This is a genomic window from Vibrio anguillarum, from assembly GCF_001989995.2.
Classification (GTDB): domain Bacteria; phylum Pseudomonadota; class Gammaproteobacteria; order Enterobacterales; family Vibrionaceae; genus Vibrio; species Vibrio anguillarum.
Map to the genome: position 1 here is coordinate 178,485 of NZ_JAHGUP010000017.1, position 17,778 is coordinate 196,262.

At 45.5% G+C, this 17,778-nt stretch carries 16 protein-coding genes and 1 tRNA gene; 10 read left to right on the plus strand and 7 right to left on the minus strand.

Annotated features, from left to right (window positions below; all coding sequences use genetic code 11):
* The first annotated feature begins 389 nt into the window (after positions 1-389).
* Positions 390-2,021, plus strand: a complete 1,632-nt coding sequence (locus tag PL85_RS04240) for a methyl-accepting chemotaxis protein (protein WP_017044803.1) — start codon at positions 390-392, stop codon at positions 2,019-2,021.
* Positions 2,022-2,084: 63 nt separating this feature from the next.
* On the opposite strand, the gene PL85_RS04245 is transcribed toward PL85_RS04240, so the two are convergent.
* The 4 genes from PL85_RS04245 to PL85_RS04260 all read right to left on the minus strand — a co-directional run bounded on the left by PL85_RS04245 (position 2,085) and on the right by PL85_RS04260 (position 8,154).
* Complete coding sequence (locus tag PL85_RS04245; RefSeq protein WP_017042970.1) at positions 2,085-3,077, minus strand: cytochrome d ubiquinol oxidase subunit II; 993 nt, start codon at positions 3,075-3,077, stop codon at positions 2,085-2,087.
* Positions 3,074-4,414: a cytochrome ubiquinol oxidase subunit I gene (locus tag PL85_RS04250; protein ID WP_088732532.1), complete on the minus strand. Its 1,341-nt coding sequence runs from the start codon at positions 4,412-4,414 to the stop codon at positions 3,074-3,076. Before PL85_RS04250 ends, PL85_RS04245 begins: the two co-directional genes overlap by 4 nt.
* A 354-nt stretch (positions 4,415-4,768) precedes the next feature.
* On the minus strand, positions 4,769-7,519 hold the full coding sequence (locus PL85_RS04255) for a BamA/TamA family outer membrane protein (RefSeq protein ID WP_234826568.1): 2,751 nt from the start codon (positions 7,517-7,519) through the stop codon (positions 4,769-4,771).
* 215 nt (positions 7,520-7,734) lie between these two features.
* Positions 7,735-8,154: a hypothetical protein gene (locus PL85_RS04260; protein ID WP_017048641.1), complete on the minus strand. Its 420-nt coding sequence runs from the start codon at positions 8,152-8,154 to the stop codon at positions 7,735-7,737.
* A 396-nt stretch (positions 8,155-8,550) separates the two neighbouring features.
* On the opposite strand from PL85_RS04260, the gene PL85_RS04265 reads away from it, so the two are divergent.
* The 8 genes from PL85_RS04265 to cydX all read left to right on the plus strand — a co-directional run bounded on the left by PL85_RS04265 (position 8,551) and on the right by cydX (position 14,960).
* Positions 8,551-9,507: an MBL fold metallo-hydrolase gene (locus PL85_RS04265; RefSeq protein ID WP_115339848.1), complete on the plus strand. Its 957-nt coding sequence runs from the start codon at positions 8,551-8,553 to the stop codon at positions 9,505-9,507.
* A complete protein-coding gene (locus PL85_RS04270; protein ID WP_010318146.1) occupies positions 9,497-9,811 on the plus strand; it encodes a hypothetical protein in 315 nt (104 codons plus the stop codon). The genes PL85_RS04265 and PL85_RS04270 overlap by 11 nt, the downstream gene beginning before the upstream one ends.
* Positions 9,799-10,662 carry an MbnB/TglH/ChrH family RiPP precursor modification enzyme gene (locus PL85_RS04275; RefSeq protein ID WP_115339849.1) on the plus strand — a complete coding sequence of 288 codons (864 nt, stop codon included), beginning with the start codon at positions 9,799-9,801 and terminating at the stop codon, positions 10,660-10,662. The genes PL85_RS04270 and PL85_RS04275 overlap by 13 nt, the downstream gene beginning before the upstream one ends.
* On the plus strand, positions 10,655-11,401 hold the full coding sequence (locus tag PL85_RS04280; protein WP_115339850.1) for an HvfC family peptide modification chaperone: 747 nt from the start codon (positions 10,655-10,657) through the stop codon (positions 11,399-11,401). The genes PL85_RS04275 and PL85_RS04280 overlap by 8 nt, the downstream gene beginning before the upstream one ends.
* On the plus strand, positions 11,398-11,997 hold the full coding sequence (locus PL85_RS04285; protein WP_115339851.1) for an HvfX family Cu-binding RiPP maturation protein: 600 nt from the start codon (positions 11,398-11,400) through the stop codon (positions 11,995-11,997). The genes PL85_RS04280 and PL85_RS04285 overlap by 4 nt, the downstream gene beginning before the upstream one ends.
* Positions 11,998-12,117: 120 nt before the next feature.
* On the plus strand, positions 12,118-13,698 hold the full coding sequence (locus PL85_RS04290; RefSeq protein ID WP_115339852.1) for a cytochrome ubiquinol oxidase subunit I: 1,581 nt from the start codon (positions 12,118-12,120) through the stop codon (positions 13,696-13,698).
* 11 nt (positions 13,699-13,709) lie between these two features.
* Positions 13,710-14,846: a cytochrome d ubiquinol oxidase subunit II gene (cydB, locus tag PL85_RS04295; RefSeq protein ID WP_115339853.1), complete on the plus strand. Its 1,137-nt coding sequence runs from the start codon at positions 13,710-13,712 to the stop codon at positions 14,844-14,846.
* A gap of 12 nt (positions 14,847-14,858) precedes the next feature.
* Positions 14,859-14,960, plus strand: a complete 102-nt coding sequence (gene cydX / locus PL85_RS04300; RefSeq protein ID WP_013856710.1) for a cytochrome bd-I oxidase subunit CydX — start codon at positions 14,859-14,861, stop codon at positions 14,958-14,960.
* 113 nt (positions 14,961-15,073) lie between these two features.
* Here cydX and PL85_RS04305 read toward each other — a convergent pair whose 3' ends face one another.
* The 3 genes from PL85_RS04305 to PL85_RS04315 form a co-directional block, all read right to left on the minus strand.
* Positions 15,074-15,436, minus strand: a complete 363-nt coding sequence (locus PL85_RS04305; RefSeq protein WP_064625364.1) for a RidA family protein — start codon at positions 15,434-15,436, stop codon at positions 15,074-15,076.
* Positions 15,437-15,448: 12 nt separating this feature from the next.
* Positions 15,449-16,501 (minus strand): lactonase family protein, encoded by a 1,053-nt coding sequence (locus PL85_RS04310; protein ID WP_115339854.1) that lies wholly within the window; start codon positions 16,499-16,501, stop codon positions 15,449-15,451.
* Between the two features lie 309 nt (positions 16,502-16,810).
* Positions 16,811-16,887: transfer RNA gene (locus PL85_RS04315), tRNA-Val, on the minus strand.
* A 246-nt stretch (positions 16,888-17,133) separates the two neighbouring features.
* Here PL85_RS04315 and PL85_RS04320 point away from each other — a divergent pair.
* Complete coding sequence (locus tag PL85_RS04320) at positions 17,134-17,709, plus strand: hypothetical protein (protein ID WP_232472834.1); 576 nt, start codon at positions 17,134-17,136, stop codon at positions 17,707-17,709.
* The last annotated feature ends 69 nt before the right edge of the window (positions 17,710-17,778 follow it).

Sequence of the window (17,778 nt, forward strand, 5' to 3'; positions counted from 1 at the left end):
CCGATTAGCACCCAATTCAAAATGGAAATCACTATAAACTAGGTGGTTGAGATGTAAAGAATTGTGACCTTAACAGAGCTTAAAATAACCATCTTGAGCGTTATTCTAAGCTCTTCACACCCAATATCTCACTCACAAAAATCTCAAAAACACCATAGGAGTCAAGTTTCAATTGTGATACGATGCACAACTTTATGGATATCTCTCTATTTTCATATGGACGTGACCCGATACCCAAGCCACTTAGGATGCTGTCGATGACCAGTAAGTGAGGCCGAAAAAACATCAATAAAATGGTGTAATTGGCGTCAATGAACGTGATCAATACAGCAATGCTGCAAGTGGGACAGGTATAACTCCGTTGTTTTACTCCGAGGTCACTTATTACCATGTCTTTTTTAAAAGATTTAGCCATTCGCAAAAAAATTGCGCTTGCCTTTACTATTATCGCGTTAGTCAACATCGCCTTCGGTTATTACCTATATCGTTCATTGAACGAAATACAAGATGACCTACTCAATCTAACGGATGACACACTTCCATCAATGATGATGGTCAATAACGTCAAATACAATATGGCTTCTGTGCGACGTGCTCAAATCAGTTTGCTTTCCGCAACCGATCAAGCCGAAATTACGGAGGATATTCGTTGGATGCAGGAACACTATCAAGCAATTGATAGTGCACTAGCCACCTATGAGCGTGCGGTTTGGACCGATCACGAGCGTTCGATTTTTATGCCAGTTAAAAACCTCTGGCGTGACTACTTGACTGCGCTTGGCTCTTTTAATGACGATATCCTCAATCAAAATATCGTAAAAGCTCAAGGGGATATTTCAGCCTCTTTGGTTACATTTGAACGCCTAGAGAGTGCGATTGACGATCTTCTCAATTTAAACCAAACCTTTGTTGCCAAAAATCGCTCTGAACTGATGACGCTTATTCAAGCTATCACCTCATTTTCCACAGGCAGCATCGTTGCGCTGATAGCGTTTATGGTGTTCATTACACTATTACTTTCTCGCTTAATCTGCCAGCCACTACAGTTGGTTGTACAGCAAGCGAACGCCATTGCTGGAGGTAATTTAAGCCATCGATTAGCACGTCAGCATATTGGGCAAGATGAGCTAGGTGAATTGGCCGATGCGTGTTCAAGTATGCAAGAGAATTTACGCTCAATGGTGGAAGAGATCATCGCCGGAGCGACTCAACTATCTCATGCTGTCGATGAAGTTAGCGCCGTCTCTGAACAGACATCACAGGGCATGCAAGAGCAACAGGTCGAGGTCATGCACATTGCTACGGCCATGACGCAAATGAAATCAACGGTTGCAGAAGTGGCACGAAGCACAGAAGTCGCTTCTGACGCCGCTCGTGAAAGTAACCAACAATCCATCCTTGGATCAAAACAGATGGATTCCGTCGCTAATGCTATCTCTCTTGTGACTCAAGAAATTGATCAAGCAGAACAACGCGTATTAGAACTTGAGCAACAAGCACAGCAAATTAACGTTGTCGTTGACGTGATAAGCAACATCGCCGACCAAACCAATTTGCTTGCACTTAACGCAGCAATTGAAGCGGCGCGTGCTGGTGAACAAGGGCGTGGTTTTGCGGTTGTGGCTGATGAAGTCCGTGCTTTAGCTGGCAAAACTCAGCAATCGACGGGCGACATCGTCAATATTATCCAAAGCCTACAAACATGTGCATTGCGTGCTCGTGAAGCGACGTCACAAAGCAGTGTACTTATGGGACAATGTGTGGAGCAAAGTGGCCAAACTCAAATCGCGATTGACCACATTAGTAATCAAAGCGCGCATATCGCAGATATGACCATTCAAATCGCCAGTGCGTGCGGAGAGCAAGATTCGGTTAGCGAAGAGCTCAGCCGCAATATCGAACGCATTAGTGAATCAGCCAAGCAAGTTGCACAAGGTTCTTCCAGTGCCGCTCAAGCGTGCGTCGAACTTAGCCAGTTAGCAGCAATGCTACAAAATACGGTACGTCGCTTCCAAGTCTAACCTCATATCGTGGGTTTAAAAATAACGGCCTCTTTTGAGGCCGTTATAGTATCCATTCTCTTGCTATTTATAGCTTAAATCTGTCGCTTTACCTTTAAAGATTCGGTAAACCACAAAGGTGTACAGCAAGATCATCGGCATCACAATCACGACACCAATGCCCACTACCAATAAGCTAGCTGTAGAGGCGGCTGATTCTTGAGCCGTCATTATCCCGGGGACGACATCAGGGAAAAAGCTATAGGCTAATCCAAGAAAGCTTAATGCAAAAATTAGCATCACGCCAAAAAATGGCCATTGAACGCCCATATCATTCACTACAGGCACTCTTTTTAAATAGCGGTCAACCATAAAAATCGTGACTAACACCACCAGCGGAACAGGAGCTAATAACAGCATTTCAGGGAAGCTAAACCAACGTTCCGCGACCAGTGGATTAAATAGCGGGTTAACAATACTGACTGAGAAAATACCCAGCGCGGCCAACCAACCCGCGCGGCGTGACCAGCGCGCCGCTCGAATTTGTAACGCGCCTTCGGTCTTTAACACCAGCCAAGCACCACCGATATAAACATAAGCGGCCGTCACGCACAGCGAACTGAGTAGTGCAAAGCCATAAGCCTGCATCGACTCCTCAAAGCTCATCACATACCGTCCAATCATGTAACCTTGGGTTAATGCGGCAAGTAAAGAACCGGTTTTAAAACACAAGTCCCAGTGGTCTTTATGATCCGCTTTCGCTTTTGCACGGAAATCAAACGCTACACCACGCATAATCAATGCGATCAGCATCAGTGCGGTGGGCAAATACAGCTCTGTCAAAATCAAGCTATGTGCACTTGGAAACGCAATCAATAAAATACCAACGCCTAGCACTAGCCATGTTTCATTGGCATCCCAGAAAGGACCAATTGAGGCGATCATTCTATCGCGCTGTTGCTCATTATTTTGGGGTAATAAAATACCGACACCCAAATCATAACCATCAAGTACCGCATACATGAAAACACTAAAACCAAGCAGTAAAAGATAAATTTCCGGTAGATAAGAGATCATAATGGTGCCTTTTGCTCGTCAATCGGTTGAATCGTTATGCCTGTGGAGAACTGCCTTGCTAAATAAAACAGTGTATGGATATAAGCAACTAGCAATACGGCATAAATGGTTAAATACATCACTAATGACAGCACAACAGAACCACTTCCAATCGCAGTGACCGCATCAGAAGTACGCAATACGCCACTAACAAGCCATGGTTGACGGCCAATTTCAGTAACATACCACCCTGCTAATGTGGCTACCCATCCTGAAAACGTCATCGCGACAACGGTATAAAGATAGAACTTGGGTAAGGTTTTTTTACGAATTAAACGCCATGCACCAAACCAACTCACTAGCAGCATCAGCACGCCAATTCCGACCATAATTCGAAAGCCGAAGAACAGTGGCTTAACCGGGGGATGATCCGGTGCAAATTGATTTAAACCCACAATTTCACCGTCGAGGTCATGTGTGAGTATCAAGCTGACTAATTTAGGAATACCGAGTTCAAAGTGATTGCTACGCGTGACTTCATCAGGCCAAGCTAACAAGAGTAACGGTGCTCCTTGCTCCGTATCCCACACCCCTTCCATCGCGGCAATTTTAGCGGGTTGGTGTTTTAACGTATTTAAACCGTGTAAATCGCCAACAAAAATTTGTATTGGTATAGCAATGGCCGCGAGAATAATGCCGACTCTAAGGCCCACTTTCGCTGCTTCCAGTTGCGCATTACGCAAAAATTGGTAAGCAGAGATCCCTGCAATGACAAAACTTGCGGTGAGTAAAGAAGCCAGCAACATATGTACAAGCCGATACGGCATAGAAGGATTAAAAATAACCTCCTTCCAACTGGTGACATGAACAATGCCTTCAATCACTTCATAACCAGCAGGTGTATGCATCCAACTATTTAAAACTAAAATCCAAAAAGCAGAGAGTGATGTGCCTATCGCCACCAGCACGGTTGCTAAGGTATGCACCCATTCAGGTACTCTTCCACGCCCAAAAAGCATCACGCCAAGGAAGGTCGCCTCCATAAAGAAAGCCGTCATCACTTCGTAGCCTAACAATGGCCCAGCGACGTTACCGACTCTCTCCATAAATCCTGGCCAGTTAGTCCCAAATTGAAAACTCATCGTGATACCAGAAACAACACCGAGCGCAAAAGTCAGGGCAAAGATCTTGACCCAGAAATAATATAAGTCCAACCACAACTGAGCTTGCGTTCGTACAAAACGCCACTTAAAAAACACCATCACCCATGCAAGCGCAATCGTAATGGTTGGAAATAAAATATGAAAACTGATATTGGCGGCAAACTGGATCCGCGACAACATGAGGGTCTCTAACATCACTCTTTCCTCAATCAAAAAAGACTAGGCAATCAAATAACAACAATTTACTTAATTGTTAATTACGTTGATCGACCTAATTAAGTTCACCGCCTGAGGATTTTCTTACTTAAAGTCACTAAGGCTCCTCGTCGATTGAGGGGAATGAAAATCCAGAACAGCGCAGCCAATGAGTTGTACCAATCATCAGCTGTAAGACCGAGGAAAAAGATGTATCAAATTACGGAAGAATTATGACAAAAAATAACCGTGCCCCATAACAAGCGTTAGGTTTGAGTAAGCAGTAAGCCTTGCTTCGGCTTACAACGCAAAAAGGGTCGCATTTGATGCAACCCTTTACTCCTCAACAAACGGTTAAAACTGAGCAGTTAGCTTGATATACACTTCATCTTTGCCTAATTTACTGTCTAATCCATGAGCGTAACCAATCCGTACTGGTAACGTGCCGCCATAAAGTACGATGGTATCGATCTGCATTTCAGCACCAATCCCCGTCAGGGCTTGGTAGTTTTGGTTATCGTTCCAGCTTGATCCTGAGTCGACAAATACAGAACCTGAAATATCCCCCAAACCAATTGGCCACAAATTCCAGTTTCGTTCAGCGCGATACAATAAGCGGCTTAGTTCAACACTTTGTGTCGCGTAAGCTTGCCCTACTTGAGCCGCAGAGCTGTAGCCACGCAACTCTACCTGTTGGCGGCCATAAAGCTGTGCGCTGTCACCTTCGTAACTGCCCAGCTCAAACCGTTTGGCTTTTGAGTCCGCATAACCTGCCGCAAGATGAGTGGTAAGGTTGAAGCTCCCCGGGAGGTCCCAATGTGCTTGCCACTGCGCCTGCCATTTTTGTCCAGAGTAATCACCGCCAACATTGGACTCCCATACCAAATCAGCGTAATGACCCCACGCGTAACCGGGAACATTCAATAAGCCTTCACGGTTATCCCATTGTAGCGCAGCCCCTGCTAGCCACTCATCACTGGCTTGTGTATAGCGCGTACTTTGAGGCGCTTTGATCAATGACTCTTTCTGCCAATAAGTTCCGATACCAAACGTTAAGTTATCATCGAGGCCATGCCATAAATAATTACGTTGTAACGTTAAGTCATCTTGGCGGACAATGCGATCGTCTTTATTGGTCAACGGGTTTAACTTAAACTCATGCTCTCGGCTGAGCGTCGCTTGCCAACGGTTGTCATATTGATACCCCAATTGGTACGCCGCCAACGCGTTTTTTGTATCCCAAGCCGCTTGTATCTCATATTGATGTCGCCCTAACACATCTGAACCACTGGTCGAGAAACCAAGTAACGATTGGTTATCATCCCCTTGCCAAACGGGAACCCAATAACGTGGCGTTAAAGTCGACAACGGTGAGTAGTCGGTAGTGTCACTTTTTTCGGCCTGAGATATCGGCGTCGAAGCAACGGATGTCACCTTGGCAAAGGAAGACAGTGGAGCCTCATTGAAAGCCGTCACCGCCGGAATGTGGCGCAAATGGTAACCATCATGCTCATAAGCTTGGTAGATAAGCCCTTGCGATTGATTCCATTGCGGAGAAAAAGCACCACCAATTTCATTGGTCAATTGCTCTAGCTGCAGACTGGTTAAGTCCATTCGGTAGATCTGATAACGCCCCGTGTAATCGGCGCTGAACAGCAGCTCTCCCTCTTGGGTAAAACTCAATTGATGCTCAGTTAATGATGTTTCAGTCACAGCCAACCAGCGCTGCTCTTTGGCGACAAAACGCATGATATTCCACGCGCTAGACGGCTGCTTCACGGAAGCATAAATGTCACCTGTCGGAGACAGCGCCATATCACCAATGACCCAACCATATGTGCCTTGCCATAAGCGAGTTTGCTGTCCATCCAGCGTCACCTGCCATAATTCAGGCAACCCTTGTTCATGACGGGTAGCGAAAACACTTTGCCCATCTCGGCTCCAACGTACTTGGGTAAAGCGCTGTTGCTCGGTTAAACGTTGCCACTGCCCATCAACGTAGCGATAAAGATCATTCAACACTCGTCCGTCAAGATAACTATTCACTTGTGACACGACGATACCTTGCTGGGGATGAACATCGAGGCTAGTTAAGCTTTTTGTAGTCAATAAACGCTGCCATTGATTTTGCTTACTATCCCACATCGCTAAATTTGCTCGATCAACCCCATCACGACGCCAAGCCAGTAATTGCTCTGATCCACCATTGGCTAATAGATATTCAAACGGCTGGCTATCGAGAGATTGAGCCTCCGAAGGCTGTTCCTTACTTTGCACAATTTGATCTGAAAACTGCGTGATTAGATCGGCACGGAACTCTTGCCAAAGCGCAAAAAAATCTTTACCAAAAGCACGTTGAGCGCTTCGGTTTAAGAAAACGCCCGGAATTAGGTAGCCACTGTAATCGCTTAAAAAATGTTGGAGTGCGTCTTCGCCATACGTTTTGGCTAAATAATCAATAAAATACGCGCCGTAGAGGTAATTACTGCCAAGCGGTAAACGTTTATTCGCTACCACGATTTGGTTGAGATCAGCTAGTTGTCCGCTCGCCACTTCCATGCGCATTTGCATCGCAAAATGGCTATTGTGCAAACGTCCATAACCTTGTTCATTTTGGCTTTCCATGTAAACCGCTAACCCTTCTAACAGCATCGAGGGTGTCATTGCATGCGGGAAAAGCAGTGTGTGACGGCCAAAAATACGTCGAGCTCCGGTGACCGCACGCTCATTTAATTCCATATGGACAATGTGAGTGTACTCATGGCGGATGAGCATGTGCAACCATTCATCATTGCCTTCCAATCCATTGACATCGCTGGGGGGATTTAAGATCAAGCGAATTTGAGCATAAGGCAGCGGCGTTGCCCAACCGTTGGAATAGTCGTAGTCATCCACCAACGTTAGGTGCGTTTTTTCAGCTGGCATCTTTGAGAATTGACTGGCAAGGTCTTGATGCACTTTCTCGGCAATATCTAACGAACGCGCCGCGTACTGGGCCAATTCACTGCGAAAGTGCACGATAAAATGTTGCGATTGTTGAGTCTGCCATTGCTGACCAGCTTGATCCCAAGCGACTGACTCAGCCAATACTGTTGGTGTATGCATACCCAAACAAACCATCAAACCATCAAACCCATAATGGGTGAGAGTACAAATTTTGCTGACATCGTTACAACAACCCTTTTCAATAATTAAGTGCGGCGATTGTACGTTGAATGAGAAAAGGATTGGGTATCGAAATGTATGGCTTTGTCAGGATAAGGCCTGACTATCATTTGCTCCCCCATTTAAGGAGATGGCACTTAACATTGCTAAGCAATCTATTTTATATCGCACTCTATTTGACTGATCGGAACGCTCGATTGACCAAAACAGACATAAGCGGTAATTGGTTGATTTACCTTCATTTTCACGTAGCCAGCTTTTACATCATCCTCTCGAAATCGAACCATATTAGACGTTGCTTCTGAACCATCGACATAAATCGCCGTGAAATCATCATTCATCCAAGCAACCACTTTGTCGTAACTCTGTTTGGTCTTAAACACGACCTCGGCGCAGCGAATAGGCGGATTGTCACGAACGCTGTACCCGCCAGAATGTTCAACCGCTTCAGAGCCATTGCTCACATCGTGTAACTGGCTGGAAATCACATCACACTGACTGTCAGCCGCATGGACATTAAATGCAATAAGCATAGGAATCACGTAATAGCTTGGCTTCATCTTCATCATAAACATTACTGACATCATAGGTAGTTGTAAAAAATAATAGCTTTACCCTATTGAAAACCACCCCAAAATAACATCACTTAAAAGTAAACGTGGGTTAAATATCACTGAACACTGGAGTGATGTTGTTCTAAATAGAACATTTGTTATTTTTTTATGTGTATTAATTGGTTCTATCTATGCGGTGCAAACCTAGAATCTAACAGGCTTATTATTGCATCACACCACATTGTTCAATTTACCTTAACCACAAGGTAAAAAAATCAAGATTGACCAAACATCCTCCTAAATCATATCTTTCACCTACACCTTGACGAGAATCAAAAAGCTTGCACTTTTATCGCAAGTCTCTTTTCGCCCTAGGTATCCACATATCATAAAAAAGACAATCAAAAGGTAGTCAGCATGAAACAACCACTTAAGGCACTGGTGCTCGCAATCAGTTTGTCGTGCGGTGCCATCGGTGCTTACGCAAACTCGTTAGAGCCGCTCGACAAAGAGTTCACTTTACAAGTTTTAGGATCGGGAGGGCCAATTTCCGATGATCTGCGCTCTTCTTCAGCGGAAGTGATTTGGTGGAAAGGCAAATCTAAAATCATGATTGATGCTGGCGGCGGTGCGTATCTGCGCTTTGGCCAATCCGGCTCTAAACTGGAAGATTTGGATTTTCTAGGCATTACCCATTTCCACACCGACCACGTCGCCGACCTGCCCGCGCTATTTAAAGGTGGCTACTTCTTTAACCGTCAAGATCCGCTGGATATTGCTGGGCCGCAAGCGGGCTCAGCCTTCCCTAGCCTATCGGGCTATATGGACGCACTCTTTAATAGCAAAGATGGCGCTTATGCTTATTTGAACGGTTTGTATGATGGCAGCGATGGTTTGTTCCCAGTCACCATCACTGATGTTTCTTACCAAACCACGACACCAACTAAAGTGTATCAACAAGACGGTTTAACCATTTACGCACTCGGTATTCCTCATGGGGACGTGCCATGTTTGGCTTATCGTATTGAAAGTGATCAGGGCGTTATTGTCATTTCTGCCGATCAAAACGGCAGTAACCCAGCATTTCTCGATTTTGCTCAAGGCGCTGACATTTTAGTCATGCCGATGGCTGTTCATGAGTCAGCCGATGAAGTTTCCGCATTTATGCACGCTAAACCTTCAGTGATTGGCGAAATTGCAGCCAAAATCAATCCTAAACTGCTCGTGCTCAACCACTGGATGGGAGTCGGCCTTAAACATAAATCAGAGTCCACCAAGATCATCAAACAGTTTTATCACGGCGAAGTTATTGCCGCCCGTGATCTCTCAAGCTTCCCAATGAGTTCCGTGAAGGAGATAACCCATGAATTGTAAAATTGCTTTATCTATTGCGATGACTTCCGCCATTGCTCTGCATTCAGGTATGAGCTTTGCCGAAACGTCAACGGAAGCACCAGTGAGTGCGCAACCCACCTCGCAAAATGGTGGCAAATGCGCGGCTGGTAAATGTGGTACTGAAAAACGTTTTGAAAAGCAGGATTTAAAAAGCGATCCGCAAGGACGTTTAGTACGCGCCAGAGATGGTAAATGCGGCTTAACCGCAGAGGGAATCACACCTTCCGCTGAAACCATTACTCTAACCAACAGCAAAATCACTGGTGGTGTATGCGGGCAATAGATCGCACCTCAAAAGGCATCGGCTTGCGTAGCGAACACGTCGATTTGCTATGCCAGTTGCCTGACCATCCCGACATTGATTTCCTTGAGCTTGCTCCGGAGAACTGGATGAACATGGGCGGCCTTAAACGCGAGCAGTTACAGCAGATAGCAAAGCACTATCCTCTGGTTGCACATGGGCTGAGTTTGTCGATTGGCGATGGTCAGCCACTGAACAAAGCGTTTGTGAAAAAGGTAGCGGCATTTTTAGATGAATTTAACATCGAGATTTACAGTGAGCATTTGAGCTTTTCGCGTGATGCCCAAGGGTACTTGTATGAACTGCTGCCTATCCCGCGCTATAAAGAGAGCATTGCTTACTTGGTCGATCGCATTCACTGCGTTCAAGATATTGTGCAACGCCCTTTGGTACTGGAAAACATCTCCTACTACCACAGCTACGGTAAGGAGATCCCCGAAGGCGAATTTATTGCTGAGATAGTCGAGCGCAGCGGCTGCCAACTGCTGATTGATATCAATAATGTGTATGTGAATAGCCGTAACCACAATTACTGCCCGTTTGACATGCTGGCCACTTTACCGAGCGAAGCGATCTGCTATTACCACATCGCAGGTCACTTAAAAGAGCGTGAAGATTTCTTGCTCGATACCCATGGCAAACCAGTACAGCAAGAGGTGATTGACTTGGCTCGTTATGCTTACGCTCAACAAGGTAGCCGTCCTTTGCTGCTTGAACGTGATCATTATGTGCCTCCTCTGGTGGTTTTGACTGAAGAGTTGCGCACTATCCATCACGATATTATGCAACCAGCGCCATCATTAGTTATCGATGTGGAGCGTAGCCATGCTTAAACCACCAATGAACATGAGTATGTCAATGCACGCACTGACCTGCGTGATCCGCTCTCCTGTCGCGCAAGGCGAACCGCACTGCCGTTATCGAGAGTTCATTCGAGAGAATATCTACTCTGTCATTAAGCACACTTTTCCTCTGTTTTACGCTCAACTTAACGAGGAAACACTCTACATTTTGACGGACGAATGGCTGGTAATACATGGCGCTATGGAGCCTGAGTTCCATCAGATTGCGACTGAATTTGTTCAGTTTATCCAACAGCAAAATAACCATAACGCCAGTGTTAACCTCAGTGCTGAGCAAATCGCACTGCTTGAATATGAATGGATCGTTTTCAACGCTGAAATGGATAGCGCTCATGTGCCGAATCTCAACGTGTGGTGGGATGATGTTGAAGCTCAACCGGAGGCGTTCTGCATACAGCTTAACCCAACGTTAAAACTGGTCGAAGTGCCTTTTCTTGTCCATCCAGAATCGGTCACTTTTTTGATTCAAGAACAGAAAACGGTCTGTTATGGGGTATTTCGTCATGCATCGCATCAGGTGGTATCACAAAAACTCAGAGAAGTGGATATCGCCCTAATTCAGATGATTCAAAACGCCCCAGCGCAGTCACTAACGCAACTAGAACAACAGATAGCTCAACACCTATCCAACTTCCATTTTTTGGCGTGGGTTCAAACGTTTCAGCAACAAGGACTCATCAGCCTGTATTTATTAGGAGAAACTCTATGATTCACTCAGCCCTCAATTGGTACGATGGCGTGATCGAAAAATTTAAAAAATTCGATTTTATAGTACTACTTGCGATTCGACTTTTCCTCGTGCCGGTGATTTTTGTCGGCGCTCATTCCAAAGTGGTTGGTTTCGCTGGAACCGTTGCTTGGTTTAGCGCCTCAACCGCCGATGGTGGTTTAAATCTACCTTTTCCAGAACTGCTGGCATTTTTAGCCGCCGCGACAGAAGTTCTCGGCTGTATATGCATCGCACTTGGTCTTTTTACTCGCATTATGGCTATCCCTATGATTCTCATGATGAGTGTGGCGAGCGCAATGGTGCACTGGAAACATGGCTGGGACGCGATTGCCACCAGCAGTATGGAAGCGACGGTGCGCTTAAACGGTTTTATTGAATGGTTGGCGGTCAATTTTCCGGGCCGCTACAACTACATCACAGAACTTGGCGATCCTGTAATGCTCAATAACGGGATGGAATTTGCGGCTACTTACTTTGTGATGCTGATGGTTCTTTTCATTTACGGTGGTGGCCGCTACGTCAGCCTCGACTACTGGCTAAAAAAACCATTCACTCGCACGCCTCAAACTGCTTAACACCTAATGATGCCTACTAACTTGAAGTTGCCGCCCGCAGCTTCAAGTGGCAGGTGTTATCAATCACACATTCATCTCTGACTATCTTACCTGCCATTTTGCTGGCGGGAGGGAGACTTTATGCTTACAGATGTGGTGGAACTGTCACGGTTCCAGTTCGCCAGTACGGCGCTTTACCATTTTATTTTTGTTCCGCTGACCATTGGCTTATCGTTTTTACTGGCGATCATGGAATCGCTGTATGTGATGACCGGAAAAACCGTCTACAAAGACATGACTCGCTTTTGGGGCAAGCTGTTTGGCATCAACTTCGCCGTTGGCGTTGCCACCGGCCTCACTATGGAGTTTCAATTTGGCACCAACTGGGCGTACTACTCTCATTATGTGGGTGACATTTTTGGTGCCCCACTGGCGATTGAAGCTTTGATTGCCTTTTTCCTTGAATCTACCTTAGTTGGGCTATTTTTCTTCGGCTGGGATCGCCTTTCTAAGCGTCAGCATTTAAGCGTGACTTGGTTAACCGCTTTAGGCTCTAACTTTTCTGGATTGTGGATTTTGATGGCCAACGGCTGGATGCAAAACCCCGTCGGTGCCGAGTTTAACTATCAAACCATGCGTATGGAAATGACCAACTTTACTGAGGTCATTTTTAACCCAGTAACCCAAGTGAAGTTTGTGCACACCGTTGCGGCGGGTTACACCACAGGCGCACTGTTTATCATGGGTATCAGCGCTTACTACCTATTGAAAAAGCGCGACCTTCCCTTTGCGCGTCGCTCATTTGCTGTGGCTTGCGCTTTTGGCATGGCATCCATTACCGCCACTTTATTGCTAGGTGATGAGTCAGGTTATACCTTAGGTGAAGTGCAACAGGTGAAACTGGCCGCCATTGAAGCCGAGTGGGATACCGAACAAGCCCCTGCCTCTTTTACTCTGTTTGGGCTACCTAACCAAGAAACCATGCACACAGACGCGGCGATTAAAGTCCCTTATTTGATGGGTATTATCGCCACGCGTTCATTGGATGAGCCCGTCATCGGCTTAAAAGATTTGATGGCGCGCAGTGAAGAGCGCATTCGCAATGGCATGCTCGCTTACGGGTTATTGGAAGCCTTACGCAATGGTGACGATTCACCGCAAAACGTCGCTCAGTTTGAAACGCTAAAAGAGGATTTGGGATACGGTTTTCTGCTCAAGAAATACACCGATAAAGTAACTGATGCGACTGAAAGCCAAATCAAACAAGCCGCGCAAGATACCATTCCGCAAGTTGCACCTCTGTTTTGGAGCTTCCGCATCATGGTGGCCTGCGGTATGGCGATGTTCGCTGTGATTGGGCTCTGTTTCATCCAACTTTGTCGGCGAAAAATCGGCACTCAGGCTTGGTTACTTAAAGCGGCATTATTCGCTATTCCACTTCCCTGGATTGCCAGTGAAGCGGGATGGTTTGTTGCTGAGTTTGGCCGCCAACCTTGGGCTATCGGTGAAGTGCTTCCGGTTAATATGGCCGTATCTAACCTATCACCTAGCGATTTATGGATTTCACTGGGCCTAGTTTACTTACTCTATAGCGCATTTTTGGTGGTGGAAATGTACCTGATGGTGAAGTTTGCTCGACGCGGTCCAAGCGCCCTATATACCGGACGTTACCATTTTGAAACTCAAGATGGGCACGGATCTCTATCTCACGTACACCATTAAGGGAGAACACAATGTTTGATTACGAAACCTTACGCCTGCTGACTTGGGCGATTGTCGGTGTGCTATTGATTGGTTTTATCATCACCGATGGCTTTGATATGGGCGTTGCAGCGCTACTGCCCATTTTGGGACGCAGTGATGTTGAACGAAGAGTGATGATCAACAGTATCGCGCCTCATTGGGATGGCAACCAAGTGTGGTTGATTACTGCTGGCGGTGCGATTTTCGCTATCTGGCCACTGGTTTACGCCACCGCATTTTCTAGTTTCTATTTAGCGATGATGTTGCTACTTGCTGCGTTATGGCTGCGCCCAATTGGTATGGATTATCGCTCAAAAATCGATAACCCCTCATGGCGCAAGGCGTGCGATAACGCACTGTTCATCAGTGGCGTTGTGCCGCCCCTCATCTTTGGCATTGGTTTTGGTAATTTATTGGTAGGAGTCCCTTTTCAGCTCAATAACTTATTGATGCTCGATTACCAAGGCCATTTTTGGGATCTATTCACACCATTTCCACTACTGTGTGGCCTGCTCAGCCTTGCCATCGTCGTCACTCAAGGCGCAACGTTTTTACAGCTCAAAACTTGTGATGTGTTATGCGAGCGAGCCCATAGCGCGTCGGTCGTCAGTGCCAGCATTGCGGTGGCTTTATTTCTCATCGGCGGATTCTTGGCAGCCAACATGGCGGGTTATATTATCGTGAGCCCAATTGTCACGGATGCCGCTTCAAACCCCTTGCATAAAGAGGTGGTTAGCATCGCTCGTCATTTACTGCATAACTATCAAGCACACGCCATGCTGTGGTTGATCCCTTGCGTGGGCATCGCGAGCTTATTGGCGTGCATATGGGCAAGCCTGAAACGAGCATCTGGCGGGGCATTCTTATTCTCTAGCCTTGCTATTGCATGCATTATTTTTACGGCAGGCGTGGCGCTATTTCCGATGATCATGCCATCAAGCTTAATGCCATCACACAGTTTGACGATTTGGGATGCCACATCCAGCCAAAAAACACTCAATATCATCACGCTTGTCGCCATCTTAGTGGTGCCAGTCATCCTCAGTTACACGGCTTGGGGTTACTACAAAATGTTCGGTCGATTGAGTGATGATTATATTCGCAACCACAGCGTATCGCTGTACTAAAGGAGATGACTGATGTGGTATTTCTGTTGGGTTCTTGGCGTATTACTCGCCTGCGCATTTGGCATAATCAATGGATTGTGGCTTGAGCAAGCAGAGCACTTCGATGAATCGTAACTCACTCATATGCAAGCAGATAACCTGCTAAGAAGCGTTAAGATCATCAAGCTTTAAGATAAAAAATGGCGCTGTTTTTAGCGCCATTTTTTATCACATCGTAAGAAACGTATTTACTGAAATTTTGGGCCAGCCGCGGCAACAAAAGCCATCTCAACCAGATAGTCAGGGCTTGCCAATTGCGCTTGAACGCAGGCTCGGCTTGGTGCGCATCCTTCTGGAAACCAGCTATCCCACACTTCATTCAAAGCGGCTAAATGAGCAAAATCCGTGACATAAATCGTCACCGATAACACGCGACTTCTGTCGCTGTCGATCGCCGTCAACTGCTGCTCGGCTTGGGCTAAGATCTGCTCAACCTGCCCTTTTATATCGGCTTTTGTATCGCTATCAGCCACTTCCACAAAGTGGGCAATGCCGTTGAATACGGTAATGTCAGACCAACGTTTACTTGGATTAATACGATGAATAGTCATTAATTTCTCTCTTTATGGTAAAGATAACTCGCAACAGTGCTGTTCGATCACACAGACTGGCGCGCCGACTTTGCAGCTAAAGCCGCTGGCAACCAACCTGCCTGTGGTTTCATCTCGGCGATAACTGGCGATTGTGTGTGAATGTTGGCTAGCAACCAACAACCAATCTCCATCCGCAGACAAAGTGAAGTCACGCGGGAATTGGCCACCGACGTCAAATGCGGCAATCCATTGCGGTTGTGGCTGGCATAGTTCAAAAAGAACGATTTTATTTTGCTCTCGGCAGGAAGCATAGAGAAAACGTTCATCGGGCGACAACTTAATCGCCGCAGCCGCTCCACTTTTCGCCTCATTCGGCAAGAGATCGCACTCTGCCTCTATTTGCCATTGCGTCCCGGGAAATACTAAGGTGACCAAAGTCTCCGACAATTCACAGACCACAAAAGCTCGGGTTTCTGCGTGATTAAACACCACATGGCGCGGCCCACTCCCCGCAGGCATCTCTACAGTTTGCGCCAATGAAAATGTCTGATTATCACTGTTGATGGCGAAAAAATGAATTGCATCACTCCCTAAATCGACCACAACCAGTTGCGAGGACTGTTTAAGGAAAACCACCTGATGAGCGTGAGGTGAGGTTTGGCGCTCTGCATTTGGCCCCTGACCATTAATCCATAGATCAGCAATACATAACTCCGGTTTACCAGTGTCGTCCAAACGAACAATGTTCACATTACCCGACCCATAATGCGCCACGGCGCAATAGCGCTGCTTGGCATCAATAGCAAGATGACAAGCATAGCTACCCGACAATGGCATTTGAGAAACCGAACCCTTGTTAATGTGTATTAATTGTGGGTTGTCGCTCGCTTCTACCTCGTTAAAAGTGTAAAAGCCTTTGGTGGTTTCAAGAAGGTAGGAAGGGTTACGCGTCGCCATCACCTCTTGCAAAACACTAAGTTCACCAGTGATGGTGTTAAGCTCAATCAGCTCAACGCCGTTACTATTGCTTGGTGCATCCGTATAAGTACCAATGTAAAAACGCGCGGCAGTGTGTGTGCTCATTTTCCACCTATCATCAAAAATAAAACACTATACCCAAATTTCACCTTAATCTGGGATAATTTAATTAAGCTGCCTGTGTGGCAGTGATGAAAACCGCCATACAGTCCAAACTTAAATCCAATCGGGCGATTGCGGAACATAATCAATGAACAACATGCTCGGAATAATGTTTATTTTTCCTAGAGGATAAAATCCATCTTCGCTGTTAAATAATTTTCCGCGATAACGTTGCGTGGGTTTTTCGTCTAATACTGATTTGGCATGTCATAGATACAACAAAGCCCGCACGTGGCGGGCTTTGTTTGAATTTGGTGGGTCTTATTGGATTCGAACCAACGACCTTCTGGATGTCGACCAGACGCTCTAACCAACTGAGCTAAAGACCCAAATTTTTGTTCTTGATCATGATACATGCAACTGAAATGGTGCGTCCGAGTGAACTCGAATCACCGACCCCCACCATGTCAAGACAGGTAATATATATTACAACGTTCTGAAATCTCGGATAAACCTAGTAATAACGTTGAATATGACCTATGTTTTCGAGACGCATCACAACTTTTAAGACTAAAATGGACGCAATAAGGCCACAATTTTAAAGTATCTAAAACTGATCATATTTTATACGGAAGGTGATTTTGGAAGATGGGATTCAACGTTTTAATACAACACTATTGGACAACATCGATCTTACAAAAGTAAAGGTCAATGAACTAAAACCAGATGATACGGTCGAGGAACTATTCAGCCAAGCAAATCCATTTTCAGGTCTAAGAACATCGAATGAAACAATAGATAAATCGGCCTATCTTTTTAATCTACTCTCACTACAATCACCTATAATTTGCTACCGATATCGAAAGCAATATAAAACTTTAACTGGTTCATTTACACTTACAAAATTAAGATGTGCGATCGCCCAGCTTCAACTTCCTAGTGATCATTCTATTCTTGTTTTTGTTCTAAAAAAGAAACCTTCTTCAGACATAAAAAGAGCAATCGTGTTATTCGATTTAACAAATGATCTTCTATCAAAATGCTTTATCAGTGATACAAAGAAAATCAGTTTTTATTTACGAGCATGGTTTAAAAAAGATGACGGTAAACGAAGTATTTATCAGTCAAAAGAATGGCAAACTTTCTTTCCAAAATTAAATTCTGCTGAAAAAGTCGCAAATTTTTTATCCATTTCAAAAGCTGATCTATAGCGTTTCAAGGAAGTATTTCTATGTCTACCCCAACAATTGAAGAAATCAAACGTAAGCGCGTCATAAACC

What these genes read in the sequence shown, in the direction of transcription:
- cydX (WP_013856710.1), top strand. Translation starts at nt 14,859, where the DNA reads ATGTGGTATTTCTGTTGGGTTCTTGGCGTATTACTCGCCTGCGCATTT.
- PL85_RS04285 (WP_115339851.1), top strand. Translation starts at nt 11,398, where the DNA reads ATGATTCACTCAGCCCTCAATTGGTACGATGGCGTGATCGAAAAATTT.
- PL85_RS04270 (WP_010318146.1), top strand. Translation starts at nt 9,497, where the DNA reads ATGAATTGTAAAATTGCTTTATCTATTGCGATGACTTCCGCCATTGCT.
- PL85_RS04290 (WP_115339852.1), top strand. Translation starts at nt 12,118, where the DNA reads ATGCTTACAGATGTGGTGGAACTGTCACGGTTCCAGTTCGCCAGTACG.
- PL85_RS04250 (WP_088732532.1), bottom strand. Translation starts at nt 4,414, where the DNA reads ATGTTAGAGACCCTCATGTTGTCGCGGATCCAGTTTGCCGCCAATATC.
- PL85_RS04280 (WP_115339850.1), top strand. Translation starts at nt 10,655, where the DNA reads ATGCTTAAACCACCAATGAACATGAGTATGTCAATGCACGCACTGACC.
- PL85_RS04265 (WP_115339848.1), top strand. Translation starts at nt 8,551, where the DNA reads ATGAAACAACCACTTAAGGCACTGGTGCTCGCAATCAGTTTGTCGTGC.
- PL85_RS04240 (WP_017044803.1), top strand. Translation starts at nt 390, where the DNA reads ATGTCTTTTTTAAAAGATTTAGCCATTCGCAAAAAAATTGCGCTTGCC.
- PL85_RS04255 (WP_234826568.1), bottom strand. Translation starts at nt 7,519, where the DNA reads ATGCATACACCAACAGTATTGGCTGAGTCAGTCGCTTGGGATCAAGCT.
- PL85_RS04275 (WP_115339849.1), top strand. Translation starts at nt 9,799, where the DNA reads ATGCGGGCAATAGATCGCACCTCAAAAGGCATCGGCTTGCGTAGCGAA.
- PL85_RS04305 (WP_064625364.1), bottom strand. Translation starts at nt 15,436, where the DNA reads ATGACTATTCATCGTATTAATCCAAGTAAACGTTGGTCTGACATTACC.
- PL85_RS04245 (WP_017042970.1), bottom strand. Translation starts at nt 3,077, where the DNA reads ATGATCTCTTATCTACCGGAAATTTATCTTTTACTGCTTGGTTTTAGT.
- cydB (WP_115339853.1), top strand. Translation starts at nt 13,710, where the DNA reads ATGTTTGATTACGAAACCTTACGCCTGCTGACTTGGGCGATTGTCGGT.
- PL85_RS04260 (WP_017048641.1), bottom strand. Translation starts at nt 8,154, where the DNA reads ATGTTTATGATGAAGATGAAGCCAAGCTATTACGTGATTCCTATGCTT.
- PL85_RS04310 (WP_115339854.1), bottom strand. Translation starts at nt 16,501, where the DNA reads ATGAGCACACACACTGCCGCGCGTTTTTACATTGGTACTTATACGGAT.